Raw genomic sequence first — 15,513 nt, 5'->3', positions numbered from 1 at the left:
GGGGCGGCCCTCAGTTCGGCAGCAGGTTGCCCCTCCTCGACAGCAGGAACTTCTTGAAGGCCGCCACGGGAGGGGTGTCGGGGTGGCCGTCCAGCCAGGCCACGCCGATCTCGCGGGCGGCCCTCGGGGCCGTGACCGTCAGCTCCACCACCCCCGGGCGGGCCACGGCGGGCGGCGGCAGCAGCGCCACGCCCAGCCCCGCCGCCACCAGTCCGCGCAGGGTCTCCGCCTCCTCGCCCTCGAAGGCGATCCGGGGCCGGAAACCGGCCTCCTTGCAGAGGTCGTCGGTGATGCGGCGCAGTCCGTAGCCCGGTTCCAGGGTCACGAACGTCTCGTCGGCGGCCTCGGCGAGACGGACCCGCCTGCGGGCGGCCAGCCGGTGGTCGGCGGGGACGACCAGGCGCAGCTTCTGCTCGTCGAGTCGGCGGGCCACCAGATCGGGGGCGTCCGGGACCGGGGAGGTCAGACAGAGGTCCAGCTCCCCTGCCCGCAGCCGCTCCAGCATCGCCTCGCCGTAGTTCTGGACCAGGCTGAAGCGGACGCGCGGGTGATCGGCGCGGAAGGCATGGATCAGCCCGGGGACGGTCTCGGCGCCCATGGTGTGCAGGAAGCCGAAGGCGACCTTGCCGGTGGCCGCGTCGGCGTCCGCCCGGACCTCGTCGGCGGCCCGCTCGATCTCGCCTAGGGCGCGCTCGACGGAGGCGAGGAAGGTGCGCCCGGCGGGGGTGAGGGAGACCGTGCGGCCGTGGCGGGCGAACAGGTCGACGCCCAGGTCCTGTTCGAGACGGACCATGGCCCGGGACAATGTCGACTGCGGGACCTGCATCTCCTGCGCGGCGCGCGTGACGTGCTCGGTACGGGCGACACCGGCGAAGTACGCGAGCCTGGGGGCCAACGTCCTCGCCATGTCCGCCGCGTCCGCCGTGCCCGCCATGTCTTCTGTGTCACTGGACGGTGACAGGCGAGCCGCTGACCTCTGCTGATGCACCATGGGAACGATTATGACGATTCCATGCATTGGACGGATGAGCGGGGGCGTACGTAACTTCGAGGCATGTCTCCCGCCAGTACCGGGGCGTCCACGATCGTGGGCGCCGCGTCCTTCGCCACCGTCCCCTCCGACTCCCGTCTGGCCCCCGGCGGCCCCGGCTACCGCCGGATGAGCTTCGCCCTCTTCCTCGCCGGTGTGGCCACCTTCGCCCTGCTGTACTCCACGCAGGCGCTCCTGCCGCTGATCTCCGGCGACTTCGGGGTGGCGGCGAGCCAGGCGAGCTGGACGGTCGCGGCGGCGACCGGCGGACTGGCGCTGTTCGTGCTCCCGATGAGCGCCCTGTCGGAGCGCTACGGCCGCCGTACGGTCATGACGGCCTCGCTGGGCGTCGCGGTCGGCGTGGGCATGCTGGTCCCGTTCGCACCCTCGCTGGGCACGCTGGTCGTGCTGCGGGCGGTGCAGGGCGCGGCGCTGGCCGGTCTCCCGGCGTCGGCGACCGCGTATCTCGCCGAGGAGGTCCGGCCGAAGGCGCTCGTCACGGCGATCGGCCTGTTCGTGGCGGGCAACAGCGTCGGCGGGATGAGCGGCCGGGTCATCACCGGCTGGGTCGCGCAGGAGTGGGGCTGGCGGGTGGCCGTCGGGGTGATCGGCGCCCTCGCGGTGGCCTGTGCGATCGCCTTCCGGCTGCTGCTGCCGGCGCCCCGGCACTTCAAGGCGGGTTCCCTGGCGCCGCGCGTCCTGATCGGCACGGTCCGTGAGCACCTCGCCAACCCGCTGCTGTGCCGTCTGTACGCCATCGGCGCGCTGTTCATGACGGTCTTCGGCGGCGTGTACACGGTGATCGGCTACCGGCTGACCGAGGCGCCGTTCTCCCTCCCCCAGGGCATCGTCGGCTCGATCTTCCTGGTGTACCTGGTGGGCACGGTGTCGGCGTCGACGGCGGGCCGGCTGGTCGGCCGCCTCGGCCGCCGTGGCGCGCTGTACCTGGCGGGCGGCACCACCGCCACCGGACTGCTGCTGTCGCTGGCGGACTCGCTGGCCCTGGTCCTGCTCGGCCTGGTCCTGATCACGGCGGGCTTCTTCGCGGGGCACGCGGTGGCCTCCTCGGCGGTCAGCAAGACGGCGACGACCGGCCGCGCGCAGGCCTCCGCCCTCTACCAGTCCGCGTACTACATCGGCTCCAGCACCGGCTCCACGGTCGGCGCGCTGGCCTTCCACTCGGGCGGCTGGGCCGGCACGGTCGCGGTGGGTGTCCTGGCGGTGCTGGGCGTCGTGACGATCACGGTGTTCGGGACGCGGGCGGCCCGCCGGGAGACGCTGGTCGTCGCGCACTGAACGTCCCGCGGCCCTACCGCGCTCCTCCCGCGGTCCGCTCGCGGTCCGCTCGCGGTCCTCCCCCTGCTCGGGGCCGGTTGTCAGTGGTGGCGCATAGCCTCCGCGCGACGACCGGTACGAGCAGGGGGTTTTTTGATGGAGTTCCGGATCGACCGCGGTGACCTCGTCGAGGCGGTGGCCTGGGCGGCCCGCGCGCTGCCCGCCCGTACGCCCGTGCCCGTGCTCGGCGGGCTGCTGCTGGACGCGGCGACGGGCCGGCTGACGGTGTCGGGGTTCGACTTCGAGACGGCGGCGCGGATCGAGACCGACGCCGAGGTCGGTGCGCCGGGCCGGGTGCTGGTGCTGGGCCGCCGGCTCCTCGACATCTGCAAGGTGCTGCCGGACGGGCCGGTGAGCTGTGCCCTGGACGGCACCCGGTTCACGGTCGAGGCGGGCGGCACCGGCTTCGGCCTGTCGACGCTGCCGCTGGAGGAGTACCCCACCCCGCCCGCCCCGCCGGGGGAGTACGGCACCGTGGACGCGGCCGCGTTCGCCGCCGCCGTCGCCCAGGTCGCGGTGGCCGCGGGCCGCGACGACACGCTCCCGGTCCTGACGGGCGTCCAACTGCGTCTGGACGGCGATGAGATGACGCTGTCCGCGTCGGACCGCTACCGGTACGCGGTACGGCGGCTGGAGTGGAAGCCGCAGGCGGCCGGCGAAGGGGCGGCGGAGGCGCTCGTGCCGGCCCGGCGGCTGCTGGACGTGACCCGGTCGCTGGCCCGGTGCGGGACGGTCCGGATCGGGCTCGACGCGGCCTCGGGGAGCGGCCCGATCGGGTTCGAGGGCGGGCGGACGCGGACGGTCGTACGGCGGCTGGACGGACGGCTGCCGGCCTACGGGAAGCTGTTCGACATGGCGGGGGCCGCGGTCGCCGAGGTGGAGAGCGCCGCGCTGACGGAGGCCGTGCGCAGGGTCGCGGTGGTGGCGGAGGCGAACAGCCCGGTACGGCTGGACTTCTCGGCCGGGTCCGTCCTGCTGCGCGCCGGGTACGGCGACGACGTGGCCACCCAGCGGCTGCCCGCCGGGCTGACCGGCGCCGAGGAGGTGAGCGTGGCCTTCAACCCGGCGTATCTGCTGGACGCGCTGGCCTCCTTCGAGGCGCCGACGCTGCGGGTGGAGCTGCTGGGGACGGGACAGCGGGCGCTGCTGGGCGCCGCGGACGCGCCCGAGACCCACCGGCACCTGCTGATGTCCGTGAAGCAGCTGGTCTGAGCACGCCGGTCCGAGCACGGGGTCCCAGCACGGCGGTCCGAGCACGGGGTCTAGGCGGGGCGGTCCGAGCACGGGGTCTAGGCGGGGCGGTCCGGCACGGGGTCCGAGCACGGGGTCTGGGCACGGGGTCTGGCCCCGTGCTCGGGGCGGGGCGAGCGCGGGGTCCGGAGCGGGGCGGGGCGAGCGCGAGGTCCGGAGCGGGGCGGGGCGTCTGATCATGGGCTCGGCAATGGCTTCGACCTGCGCCTTCGTCGACTCGGCGGGCCATTGTCAGTGGGCTGCGGTAGCTTCCGAAGTGCTGGGCGCACAGGCGCGTGACAGAACGGCCACAGGGGTGGGTGGACGATGGGCAACGGCACGGCGACGAAGACCGACATCGACGTCGCACTGGAGAAGCACCGGACGGAACTGACCGGCTACTGCTACCGCATGCTCGGCTCCTCCTTCGAGGCCGAGGACGCGGTGCAGGACACCCTGGTGCGCGCTTGGCGGAGCTACGAGAAGTTCGAGGGCCGCTCCAGTCTGCGCTCGTGGCTGTACCGGATCGCGACCAACGTCTGCCTGGACATGCTGACGGCCGGCAACAAGCGGGCCCGGCCGATGGACCTCTCCGAGTCCACCCCGCTCGCCCGGGCGGCTCTCTCGCCCCGCCCCGACAACACCTGGCTGGAGCCGATGCCGGACGCCCGTGTGCTGCCGACGGTGGAGGACCCGGCCGAGGCGGCGGTCGCCAAGGAGTCGGTGCGCCTCGCGTTCATGGCCGCCCTGCAGCAGCTCCCGCCGAAACAGCGGGCCGTGCTGATCCTGCGGGAGGTGCTGGCGTGGAAGGCGAGCGAGGTCGCCGAGCTGCTCGACACCTCGGTCGCCTCGGTCAACAGCGCGCTCCAGCGGGCTCGGGCGACCCTGTCCGAGCGGGAGGCCTCCGGCGCGGACGCGGCGGTGTCCGACCCGCTGGACGAGGAGCAGCGGAAACTGCTCGACCGCTATGTGGCGGCCTTCGAGGGCTACGACATGGCGGCGCTGACGGCACTCCTGCACGAGGACGCCATCATGACGATGCCGCCGTTCGACCTGTGGCTGACCGGGCACGACGACATCACCGGCTTCATGACCACGATCGGTTCCGCCTGCGAGGGCTCGCGCCTGCTGCCGGTCCAGGTCAACGGCCTGCCGGGCTTCGCCCAGTACAAGCCGGACCCCGACCGGGGCGGGTTCGCCCCGTGGGCGATCCAGGTCCTGGAGATCTCAGAGGGCCGCCTCACCGGGTTCCACTTCTACCTCGACACCCAGCGCTGGTTCCCCCTCTTCGGCCTCCCCCTCCACCTCGAAGCGGAGACCGACGAGGTCGAGCAGGGCGCGTAGGGCGGGGTCGGGGGCGCGCAGTCGTATGTGTCCCCCGGCCCGCCGGGCGGCCAGCTGGAACCGCGCCAGCAGGTCGACGGCGACGAGCCCCGGCGGCCCGATCCCGGCGACGTCACAGACGACGACCGCGGCGCCGGCGGCCTCCAACAGCGCCCGTACGTCGTCGACGAGCCCTGCCACCCGGGGACGGGTGACGGGGCCGGTCAGGGTGAGTACGGGCGGTGTCGTCGCTTCCACGATCGGTAGACCGGCGCGGGGCGCTCAACTCATCGCTCAGGCGATGCGTTCCAGCACCACGGGGGACGCGGTGAACGCGGTGCCGGCCGCGCCGATGTCGTACGAGCCCGTCACCGCCTGGAGGGCGTACTCGAAGCGCTCCGGGGTGTCCGTGTGCAGGGTCAGCAGGGGCTGGCCCTCCGTGACCGTGTCGCCGGGCTTGGCGTGGAGTTCGACGCCCGCGCCCGCCTGCACCGGGTCCTCCTTGCGGGCCCGGCCCGCGCCGAGGCGCCAGGCGGCGATGCCGATGTCGTAGGCGTCGAGGCGGGTCAGGACGCCCGAGGCGCCCGCCTTCACCACGTGCTGTTCCTTCGCCGTGGGCAGCGTGGCGTCCGGGTCGCCGCCCTGGGCCGCGATCATGCGGCGCCAGACGTCCATCGCCGAGCCGTCGGCCAGCGCCTTCGCCGGGTCCGCGTCCTTCACGCCGGCCGCGTCGAGCATCTCGCGGGCGAGCGCGATCGTCAGTTCCACCACGTCCGCCGGGCCGCCGCCGGCCAGCACCTCGACCGATTCGCGGACCTCGAGGGCGTTGCCGGCCGTGAGGCCGAGGGGGGTGGACATGTCGGTCAGCAGCGCGACCGTCTTCACCCCGTGGTCGGTGCCCAGGCCGACCATCGTGGAGGCCAGCTCACGGGCGTCCTCGATGGTCTTCATGAAGGCTCCGGTGCCGACCTTCACGTCGAGGACCAGCGAGCCGGTGCCCTCCGCGATCTTCTTCGACATGATCGAGGAGGCGATCAGCGGGATCGCCTCCACCGTGCCCGTGACGTCCCGCAGCGCGTACAGCTTCTTGTCGGCCGGGGCCAGGCCGTCGCCCGCCGCGCAGATCACCGCGCCGGTCGTGTCCAGGACGTGCAGCATCTCCTCGTTCGAGAGGAGCGCGCGCCAGCCGGGGATCGACTCCAGCTTGTCCAGGGTGCCGCCGGTGTGGCCGAGACCCCGGCCGGAGAGCTGGGGCACCGCCGCGCCGCAGGCCGCCACCAGCGGGGCCAGCGGGAGCGTGATCTTGTCGCCGACGCCGCCCGTGGAGTGCTTGTCGGCCGTCGGGCGGGACAGCGCCGAGAAGTCCATGCGCTCACCGGAGGCGATCATCGCGGCCGTCCAGCGGGCGATCTCGCGACGGTTCATGCCGTTGAGCAGGATGGCCATGTTGAGGGCGGCCATCTGGTAGTCGGCGACCTCGCCGCCGGTGTACGCGTCGATGACCCAGTCGATCTGCTCGTCGCTGAGCTCACCGCGGTCCCGCTTGGTGCGGATGACGGAGACGGCATCCATCGACAGCTGCGTCATGGCTTTCCTTCCGGTGGTGCACCGTAGTGCGGGTGCACGGTGGTGCGGCAAGACGTTGCAGAAACAGCGCGGCCCCTCTGCGCCGGTCAGAGGGGCCGCGCGGGACTTACTTGGTGAGGTGACCCGGGCCGAAGGCCTGCGGGAGCATCTCGGCCAGCGGCAGGATCCCGGCCGGCGTCTCCAGCAGCAGCTCCGCGCCGCCGAACTCGTAGAGGAGCTGGCGGCAGCGGCCGCACGGGACGAGGATCTCGCCCTTGCCGTCCACGCAGGTGAAGTGCGTGAGCCGGCCGCCTCCGGTGTTCTGGAGCTCCGAGACCAGCCCGCACTCGGCGCACAGGCCGATCCCGTAGGAGGCGTTCTCGACGTTGCAGCCCGACACGATCCGGCCGTCGTCGACGAGGGCCGCCACGCCGACCGGGAAGCCGGAGTAGGGGGCGTACGCCCGGGACATGGCGTCCCGGGCCACCGTACGCAGCTTCTCCCAGTCGACCGTGTCGGCTGATCCGGCGGTGGGCGGGGTCACTTGCCCTGCCCCTTCCGGTACGGCATGCCGTCCGCCTTGGGCATCCTGAGGGACTGGGCGGAGAGCGAGAGCACCAGCAGGGTGACGACGTACGGAGCGGCCGTCACGACCTGCCGCGGGACCTCGTCCGTGCCGACGTACCAGACGAACATCAGGGCCGAGATCAGCGCGGTGACGACGGCCGGGACGTACTTCTTCTGCCACGCCAGGTAGGCCGCGCCGAACACCAGCACGATCGCCAGGAGCAGGATCAGCGCGTGCACGTTGGTGGTGCCGCCGCGCAGGTTGAGGCTGTCGGTGTAGCCGAACAGGCCCGCGCCGAGGGCGAGGCCGCCCGGCATCCAGTTGCCGAAGATCATCGCGGCGAGGCCGATGTAGCCGCGGCCCGCGGTCTGGCCGTCGAGGTAGACGTTCGAGGCCACGATGGACAGGAACGCGCCGCCGAGGCCGGCGAAGCCACCGCTGATGATCACGGCGATGTACTTGTACTTGTAGACGTTGACGCCGAGGGACTCGGCGGCCACCGGGTTCTCGCCGCAGGACCGCAGCCGCAGACCGAAGGCCGTCCGCCACAGCACCCACCAGGTGGCCGGGACGAGGGCGACGGCGATGACGGTGAGCGGCGACAGGTCGGTGATCAGACCGCCGACCAGCCCCGCGATGTCCGAGATCAGGAACCAGTGCTTCTCGTTGAGCGTGTCCAGCCAGCTCGACAGACCCGGCACGTCGAAGGTGCCCAGCGAGTCGATCGGCGGGGACTGCTTGGCGGAGCCGCCGTCGGCGTTCTCGAAGGTGAACTTCGACAGGTAGCGGGTGGTGCCCAGGGCCAGGATGTTGACGGCCACACCGGAGACGATGTGGTTCACGTTGAAGGTGACGGTCGCGACGGCGTGCAGGACGGCGCCGAGCGCGCCGCCGATGATGCCGAAGACGATGCCCGTCCACGGGCCCCACTGGTAGCCGGCCCAGGCACCGAACCAGGTGCCGAGGATCATCATGCCCTCGAGACCGATGTTGACGACGCCCGCGCGTTCGGCCCACAGACCGCCGAGACCGGCGAGGCCGATCGGGACGGCCAGGCGCAGGGCCGTGGACATCTGGCCGGTGGAGGTGATGCCGTCCGCGCCGGTGATGAGGCGGACGATCGAGGTCAGCACCAGGACGCCCGCGATGATCAGCAGGAGGACCGGGAGCGAGATCTTGCGGCCGCCCTTGCCGGGCTGCTTCGCCTGCGGCTTGGCGATGGTCGTGGTGCTCATCAGACCGTCACCTCCTTCTTGGTGTTCTGGGCTGCGGCGGCGAGCTCGGCGCCGACGCGCTTCTGCTGACGGCGCAGACCCCACTGGCGTACGGCCTCGTACGAGATGACGACCGCGAAGACGATGAGGCCCTGCATGATCGTGGCGATCTCCTTCTCGTACGCCACCGGGGTCGCGTAGTCGAGGGCCGGAGAGGCCTTGTCGAGGAAGGCGATCAGGAGCGCGGCGAAGGCGATGCCGACCGGGTTGTTACGGCCGAGCAGGGCGATGGTGATGCCGGTGAAGCCGAGACCCGTGGGGAAGCTCAGGCTGTAGGTGTGGGCGTCGCCGAGCAGCAGGGGCAGGCCGGAGAGGCCCGCGATGCCGCCGGAGATGAGCATCGCGGTGAGGACCATCTTCTTGGCGTCGACGCCGGAGGCCGCGGCGGCGGTCTCGGACTCGCCGGTGGCGCGCAGGTCGAAGCCGAAGCGGGTGCGGTTGAGGACGACCCAGTAGACGATGCCGAGGGCGATGGCGAGGAAGACCAGGCCGTAGATCTCGCCGACGTCCGCGCCGAGGTCGATGCCGGGCACCCAGCCGGAGTCCTTCATGATGCCGGTGGTGTTGTTGTTGCCGACCTGCACGCCCCAGATGTTGTCGAGGGTGAGGTAGCCGATGACGCTGGTGGCGATCGCGTTCAGCATGATCGTCGCGACGACCTCGCTGACCCCGCGGGTGACCTTCAGGACGCCCGCGATGCCGGCCCAGAAGGCGCCGGTGAGGACGCCGACCAGGAGCAGCAGCGGGATCTGGAGGAAGGACGGCAGGGCGATGTTCGCGCCGACCACGGCGGTCATCATGGCGGCGAGGCGGTACTGGCCGTCGACGCCGATGTTGAACAGGTTCATGCGGAAGCCGATGGCGACCGCGAGGGCGGCGATGTAGTACATCGAGGCCTGGTTGACGATCAGGACCTGGACGTCGGAGTAGCCGGCCTGCTCCAGCATGAGCGTGTACGGCTCGATCGGGCTCTTGCCCGAGGCGATCAGCACGACCGAGGTCAGCAGGATCGCCGCGACGAGCGCGATGACCGGCCCGGCCACCGCGAGGAGCACGCGCTCCTTGTCGAACTTCTTCATCGGGCCTCGTCCTCCGGACCGGCAGCTTCCTCGGTGGTTTCCGCGTCGTCGACGTGTTCCAGGTGACCGGACGCGGCGCCGGTCATGGCGGAGCCGAGCTCCTCCGGGGTGATGGTGGCGGGGTCGGCGTCCGCGACCAGGGTGCCGTTGTAGATCACGCGCAGGGTGTCCGACAGACCGATGAGCTCGTCGAGGTCGGCGGAGATCAGCAGCACGGCCAGGCCCTCGCGGCGGGCCTCGCGGATGCGGTCCCAGATCTGGGCCTGCGCGCCGACGTCCACACCCCGGGTGGGGTGGGCGGCGATCAGGAACTTCGGGTTGTGGCTCATCTCGCGGCCGACGATCAGCTTCTGCTGGTTGCCGCCGGAGAGCGAGGCGGCGGTGACGTCGATGCCGGGGGTGCGGACGTCGAACTCCTCGACGATCCGGCGGGTGTCGGCCTGGGCGCCCTTGATGTTCAGCCAGAAGCCCTTGGCGTTGGGCGCCTCGGTGACATGGCCGAGGATGCGGTTCTCCCAGAGGGGCGCCTCCAGGAGCAGGCCCTGGCGGTGGCGGTCCTCGGGGATGTAGCCGACCCCGGACTCGCGCCGCTTGCGGGTGGTCCAGGGGGTGATGTCCTCGCCGAGGAAGGCGATGGTGCCGGAGTCGGCGTTCTTGGTGCCGATCAGCGCGTCGATCAGTTCGGTCTGGCCGTTGCCCTCGACGCCGGCGATGCCCATGACCTCACCGGCGTGGATGGTGAAGCTGACGTCGTCGAGGGCCTTCTTGACCTCGCCGCCGAGAGCGACCTCGGGCGAGATCATGCCGCTGACCCCGCCGGCCGTGGGCTCCGCCTCGACGCCCAGGGAGGCCCCGCCGCTGGCGTACACGGTGAGGTTGGCGACCTGGACGACGGGCTTGTCGGTGACTGTGGACTCGGCGGTCTCCGGGGTGGGCAGCTCGCTGCCGACCATCATCTCGGCGAGCTGACGCGGGGTCGTCTCGGCGGGGACGGCCGTGCCGACGGTCGTACCGCGCCGGATGACGGTGATCTCGTCGGCGACGGACAGCACCTCGCCCAGCTTGTGGGAGATGAAGATGACGGACAGGCCCTCGGACTTCAGCTCGCGCAGGTTGTCGAAGAGCGCGTCGACCTCCTGCGGGACGAGGACGGCGGTCGGCTCGTCGAGGATGAGGGTCTTGGCGCCGCGGAAGAGGACCTTGAGGATCTCCACGCGCTGCCGGTCGGCGACACCGAGGTCCTCGACCAGGGCGTCGGGGCGCACGCCGAGCCCGTAGCGGTCGGAGATCTCCTTGATCTTCTTACGGGCGTTGCCACCGATGCCGTACAGCTTCTCGCTGCCCAGCACCACGTTCTCCAGGACGGTCAGGTTGTCGGCCAGCATGAAGTGCTGGTGGACCATGCCGATGCCGCGTGCGATGGCGTCGGCGGGGCTGGAGAAGCTCACCTGCTCGCCGTCGACCGCGATGGTGCCCTCGTCCGGCTTCTGCATGCCGTAGAGGATCTTCATCAGCGTCGACTTGCCGGCGCCGTTCTCGCCGACGAGGGCGTGCACGGTGCCTTTGCGGACGGCGAGGTGGATGTCGTGGTTGGCGACGACACCGGGGAAGCGCTTGGTGATCCCCGCCAGCTCTACCGCGATCGTCGACTGTGCGGTGAGCGGAGGGCTGCTGGACGCGTCGATGGCGCACTCTCCTTGGGAAAGGGGCCGCTCTACGCGCGTAGCGCCCCTGCTTTAAATAGTGCCCGGATCAGGTCGATCTTGATCGATCCTGGAGGGGATCCCGATCAAGTCTCGATCCGTTCCGAGCATTCTGCCGCGCGAACGGGGCGCGGGGAGGACATCCTTCCCGCGCCCGGTTCCGTGGCCGTAACGCTGCCATTACAGCGCTTCTTTGGCCAAGGCCTCTGACAGAAGGTCAGGAGGTCTTCACCGTGATCGTGCCGTCCTTGATGCCCGCTTCGGCCTTCTTGATCGCGTCCTGGATCGCGGTGTTGCTCGCGAACTCCGGGTTCGAGTCCGACACGCTCACGCCGCCGTTCTCGAGGCTGCCGCGGACGACGCCGGTCTCCGGCTTGCCGTCCTTGACGGACTTGGCCAGCGTGTAGACCGCGCCCTCGACGTTCTTCATGGCCGAGGTGAGGATCGAGGCCTTGTACGCCTTCAGCGCGTCCTGCTTGTACTGGTCCGAGTCGACGCCGATGGCCCAGATCTTGTGGGCGTTGGCGGCCTTGATGACACCCTGGCCGGACAGACCGGCGGCGGCGTAGACGACGTCCGCACCGGCGTCGATCTGGCCCTCGGCGGCACTCTCGCCCTTGTCGGGGCTGGAGAAGCCACCCTCGGCGGCGGTCTCGGTCAGGTACTGCGACTTGACCGTGACACCCTTCTTGGTGTCCTCGACGCCCTGCTTGAAGCCGGCCTCGAACTTGTGGATCAGCGGAACGTCCACGCCGCCGACGAAGCCGACGGTGTTGGTCTTGGTGGCCTTGGCGGCGGCGACACCGGCGAGGTAGGAGGCCTGCTCCTCGTGGAAGACGAGGTCGGCGACGTTGTCGGCCTTGATCTGCTCGTCGTCGACGATGCCGAAGGTGGTCTTCGGGTACTTGGCCGCGACCTCCTTGACGGCCGGCGCGTAGGCGAAGCCGACGCCGATCACCGGGTTGTAGCCCTGCTTGGCGAGGCTCTCCAGGCGCTGCACCTTGTCCGCGTCGGACTCGCCGTCCTGCGGCTCGACCGCGGTGGACTTGTAGCCGAACTCCTTGTCGGCCTTGTCCAGGCCGGCCGTGGCGGCGTCGTTGAAGGACTGGTCGCCCTTGCCGCCGACGTCGTACGCGAGCGCGAGGCCCAGGTTCTTGTCACTGCTGCTGGAGGAGGAGGACGACGTGGAGGAGCTTCCGCAAGCGGAAACGGTCACGGCGAGAGCTGCGGTGGCAACACCCGCAACCGCGATTCGGGACACCCGGCGCATGGAACTTGACTCCTTTGTGCAAGCGCCCAAACCAGGCGCTGGTTCCGCCGCAGCGTAACGCGCGTAGACCAGACGGAAAAACCCTTCTGTCCGGTCCGTTACCGAGCTGTGGCCACAGTCGCGGTCAAGGTTACGGACAGCAGTACGCCCCTTGCGGGAGGCAAGGGGCGTATGGGCTGCAAGGACGCCCGTAAGGGCGTAGCAGGGGCCCGCCGGAACGGGTTTCGGACCGTTACTTGGTGTTTACCGTGATCTTGCCGTCGATGATGTCCTGCTTGGCCTTGTCGACGGCCGCGACGACGTCCGTCATCGCCTTGTACTTCGGGTTGCTGTCGGCGAATCCGACCCCGTCGTTGGAGAGGCTGCCGCGGACCACACCGGACAGCGGCTTGCCCGCGTGGACGGACTTCACGAGGTCGTAGACCGCGCCGCCGACGTTCTTCAGCGCCGAGCCGAGGATGTAGTCCTTGTACGCCGCCAGCGCGCTCTGGCTGTACTGGTCGGAGTCGACGCCGATGGCCCACACCTTCTTGGCCGCGGCCTCGGTGATCACGCCCTGGCCGGAGAGACCGGCCGCGTGGTAGATGACGTCGGCGCCCGCCTCGATCTGACCGCTCGCCGCGTCCTTGCCCTTGTCGGGGCTGGAGAAGCCGCCTTCCTGGGCGGTCTCGGTCAGGTACTGCGACTCGATCTTGATGTTCGGGTCGACCGACTTGGCGCCCTGGACGTAACCCGCCTCGAACTTGTGGATCAGCGGGATGTCCACGCCGCCGATGAAGCCGATGTGCGCCTTCTTGGTGGCCTTGGCGGCGGCGACACCGGCCAGGTACGAGGCCTGCTCCTCGTGGAAGACCATGTCGGCGACGTTCTTCGCCTGGATCTGCTCGTCGTCGATGATCCCGAAGGTGATCTTCGGGAACTTGGCGGCGACCTCCTTGACGGCCGGCGCGTAGGCGAAGCCGACGCCGATCACCGGGTTGTAGCCGGCCTGGGCGAGCTGGGTCAGCCGCTGCACCTTGTCCGCGTCGGACTCGCCGTCCTGCGGCTCGATGTCCTGGCCGCCGATCTTGAATTCCTTCTCGGCCTTCTGGAAGCCGGCGTAGGCGGCGTCGTTGAACGACTGGTCGCCCTTGCCGCCGATGTCGTACGCGAGACCGATGCCCTTGCCCGAGTACGCGCCGCTGCTGGATTCCGAGTCGCTCGACTTGGAGTCGGTGCTGGACTTGCCGCAGCCGGCGGCGGCGAGCGCGACGACCGCGACGGTCACCGCGGCCCGGGAGAATCTCGTCCTCCGAGAGATCAGACGCATTGCAAGCACCCCTTCGTCCCCACGGCGCCGTGACCGGCCCGCTTTCCCCTTGGTGGCGCCGTTCAGGTGGGGCTCCCCAACAAGCCTTTCCCGGTGGCGATTCCGGCGCACAGTAACGCGCGTAGAAGCGGAGGGGAACGGGGTTTCTCCGGGCCGTTATCGATTCGTGCCGACGCCGGGTTACAACCGCGTCCCCGGAGTTACGCGCGGGTGACACAAGAGGACGAAGGGGCGCCTTTCCGGCACCCCTTCGTCAAGATCTCCCGGCGGGACTTCCTCAGTGGGTACGGGTCGCCGCATCCAGCAGCGCGGCCGCCGTGAAGAGCTCCACGCCGACGGTGATCGCCGACTCGTCCGCGTCGAAGTCGCCCTGGTGCAGATCGCGCACGGTGCGCTCGCCGGGCGGGCGGACCCCGAGCCGGGCCATCGCGCCGGGCACCCGCTCGAGGTACCAGGAGAAGTCCTCGCCGCCGAGGCTCTGTTCGGTGCTCTCCACGCCCGCCTCGCCGCGCCGGGCGACCATCGCGTCCCGCAGCAGCCCGGCGACCTCGCCGTCGTTGACGACGGGCGGGACACCCCGCACGTAGTTGATCTCCGACTTGGCCCGGTGCAGGTTGGCGACCTCGTCGATCGCCGCGACGACGATGTCCGGGGCCTGCCGCCACGCCTCGATGTCCAGGCAGCGGACGGTCCCGGAGAGCTCGGCGTGCTGCGGGATCACGTTCGGGGCGTGTCCGCTCTCGATCCGGCCCCAGGTGACGGCCAGCCCGGCCCGGGTGTCGACCCGGCGGCCGACCAGCGCGGGCACGTCGGTGACGACCCGGGCGACGGCGGTCACGAGGTCGGTGGTCAGGTGCGGGCGGGCGGTGTGGCCGCCGGGCCCGTCCAGCGAGATCTCCAGCCGGTCGCAGGCCGAGGTGATGGCACCCTCGCGCAGCCCGACCTTGCCCGCGTCGACCCGCGGGTCGCAGTGCACGGCGATGATCCGTCCGACCCCGTCCAGCGCCCCGCCCTCGATGGCGTCGGCGGCGCCGCCGGGCAGTACCTCCTCGGCGGGCTGGAAGATCAGCCGCACGGGCCGCGGGAGCCGGCCCTGCCGGTGCAGCTCGGCGAGGACGAGCCCGGCACCCAGGACGACGGTGGTGTGCACGTCGTGCCCGCAGGCGTGCGCGCGGTCCGGCACCTTCGAGCGGTACACGCACTCGGTCTTCGTGTCCGGGATGGGCAGCGCGTCGATGTCGGCGCGCATCGCCAGGACGGGAACGCCGTCGGCGCCGGATCCCGCCGCGCCCCCGCCGCCCACGGTCCCGATGTCACAGATGAGGCCGGTCCCTACGGCGAGTACGCGCGGCTTCAGGCCCGCCTTCTCCAGGCGCGCCTTGATCGCGGCCGTCGTACGGAACTCCTGGTTGCCGAGCTCGGGGTGCATGTGCATGTCGCGGCGGAAGGCCACGAGCTCTGCGCGCAGCGCCTCCGGCAAGGTGCCGGGAAGGGCTCCGGACAGCGCACCCGGAAGTGCGCCGGGGAGCACGTCTTCCCCTGACGGATCGGCCTCGGACTCTCGGGACATCAGTTGCTTCACCCTCTGAAGGGTAGGACGCCGGGGCGGTCAACTGACCCGATCAACAAAAGTTCAACCCGTTAGGCGAAGAAAAGTTGGCCGCGTGGCGCATGGCTGCTGTGGTGGATGGGTAAACTCGCCGGTTTCTCGGTCGGCACCCACACTTCTTCCTTCCTTTCACGGATACCACGGACGGCTCGAGAAACGCTGTGTTTGTCCACGTACCGGGACCGATCCCGGAATCATCACCTCCATGCAGCGGTTG

General features: G+C 70.7%; 13 protein-coding genes. 3 read left to right on the top strand and 10 right to left on the bottom strand.

Annotation, left to right across the window (positions count from 1 at the left end; genetic code table 11):
• Nucleotides 1-10: 10 nt before the first annotated feature.
• Nucleotides 11-991 carry a LysR family transcriptional regulator gene (locus tag ABT070_RS11910; RefSeq protein WP_351758196.1) on the bottom strand — a complete coding sequence of 327 codons (981 nt, stop codon included), beginning with the start codon at nt 989-991 and terminating at the stop codon, nt 11-13.
• A 63-nt stretch (nt 992-1,054) separates the two neighbouring features.
• Here ABT070_RS11910 and ABT070_RS11905 point away from each other — a divergent pair, with 63 nt between their 5' ends.
• From ABT070_RS11905 to ABT070_RS11895, 3 genes are all read left to right on the top strand, one after another.
• Nucleotides 1,055-2,326: an MFS transporter gene (locus ABT070_RS11905; RefSeq protein ID WP_351758193.1), complete on the top strand. Its 1,272-nt coding sequence runs from the start codon at nt 1,055-1,057 to the stop codon at nt 2,324-2,326.
• A 135-nt stretch (nt 2,327-2,461) separates the two neighbouring features.
• The gene (gene dnaN, locus ABT070_RS11900) at nt 2,462-3,577 is read left to right on the top strand and encodes a DNA polymerase III subunit beta (protein ID WP_351758190.1); all 1,116 of its coding nucleotides are present in this window, start codon (nt 2,462-2,464) and stop codon (nt 3,575-3,577) included.
• Between the two features lie 345 nt (nt 3,578-3,922).
• Nucleotides 3,923-4,939, top strand: a complete 1,017-nt coding sequence (locus ABT070_RS11895; protein WP_351758187.1) for a sigma-70 family RNA polymerase sigma factor — start codon at nt 3,923-3,925, stop codon at nt 4,937-4,939.
• On the opposite strand, the gene ABT070_RS11890 is transcribed toward ABT070_RS11895, so the two are convergent.
• From ABT070_RS11890 to ABT070_RS11850, 9 genes are all read right to left on the bottom strand, one after another.
• Nucleotides 4,823-5,176, bottom strand: coding sequence for an STAS domain-containing protein (locus ABT070_RS11890; protein WP_351758184.1), 354 nt, complete (start codon nt 5,174-5,176; stop codon nt 4,823-4,825). The two genes, ABT070_RS11895 and ABT070_RS11890, sit on opposite strands and share 117 nt — an antisense overlap.
• A 36-nt stretch (nt 5,177-5,212) precedes the next feature.
• Nucleotides 5,213-6,490, bottom strand: a complete 1,278-nt coding sequence (locus tag ABT070_RS11885; RefSeq protein ID WP_351758557.1) for a thymidine phosphorylase — start codon at nt 6,488-6,490, stop codon at nt 5,213-5,215.
• A 121-nt stretch (nt 6,491-6,611) separates the two neighbouring features.
• Entirely contained in the window at nt 6,612-7,028 is a 417-nt protein-coding gene (locus ABT070_RS11880) for a cytidine deaminase (RefSeq protein ID WP_351758181.1), read from the bottom strand.
• The gene (locus tag ABT070_RS11875) at nt 7,025-8,287 is read right to left on the bottom strand and encodes an ABC transporter permease (protein WP_351758178.1); all 1,263 of its coding nucleotides are present in this window, start codon (nt 8,285-8,287) and stop codon (nt 7,025-7,027) included. The genes ABT070_RS11880 and ABT070_RS11875 overlap by 4 nt, the downstream gene beginning before the upstream one ends.
• Complete coding sequence (locus tag ABT070_RS11870; protein WP_351758175.1) at nt 8,287-9,405, bottom strand: ABC transporter permease; 1,119 nt, start codon at nt 9,403-9,405, stop codon at nt 8,287-8,289. The genes ABT070_RS11875 and ABT070_RS11870 overlap by 1 nt, the downstream gene beginning before the upstream one ends.
• Nucleotides 9,402-11,090: an ABC transporter ATP-binding protein gene (locus ABT070_RS11865; RefSeq protein ID WP_451101015.1), complete on the bottom strand. Its 1,689-nt coding sequence runs from the start codon at nt 11,088-11,090 to the stop codon at nt 9,402-9,404. Before ABT070_RS11865 ends, ABT070_RS11870 begins: the two co-directional genes overlap by 4 nt.
• 235 nt (nt 11,091-11,325) lie before the next feature.
• Entirely contained in the window at nt 11,326-12,378 is a 1,053-nt protein-coding gene (locus ABT070_RS11860) for a BMP family lipoprotein (protein WP_351758172.1), read from the bottom strand.
• A gap of 232 nt (nt 12,379-12,610) precedes the next feature.
• Nucleotides 12,611-13,687, bottom strand: coding sequence for a BMP family lipoprotein (locus ABT070_RS11855; protein ID WP_351758169.1), 1,077 nt, complete (start codon nt 13,685-13,687; stop codon nt 12,611-12,613).
• Between the two features lie 277 nt (nt 13,688-13,964).
• Nucleotides 13,965-15,257, bottom strand: coding sequence for an amidohydrolase (locus ABT070_RS11850; RefSeq protein WP_351758166.1), 1,293 nt, complete (start codon nt 15,255-15,257; stop codon nt 13,965-13,967).
• Nucleotides 15,258-15,513 lie beyond the last annotated feature (256 nt).

Origin of the sequence: Streptomyces sp. NPDC002884, from assembly GCF_040295245.1 — a bacterium.
Taxonomy (GTDB): Bacteria; Actinomycetota; Actinomycetes; order Streptomycetales; family Streptomycetaceae; genus Streptomyces.
This window is presented reverse-complemented; position numbering and strand designations above follow the sequence as displayed.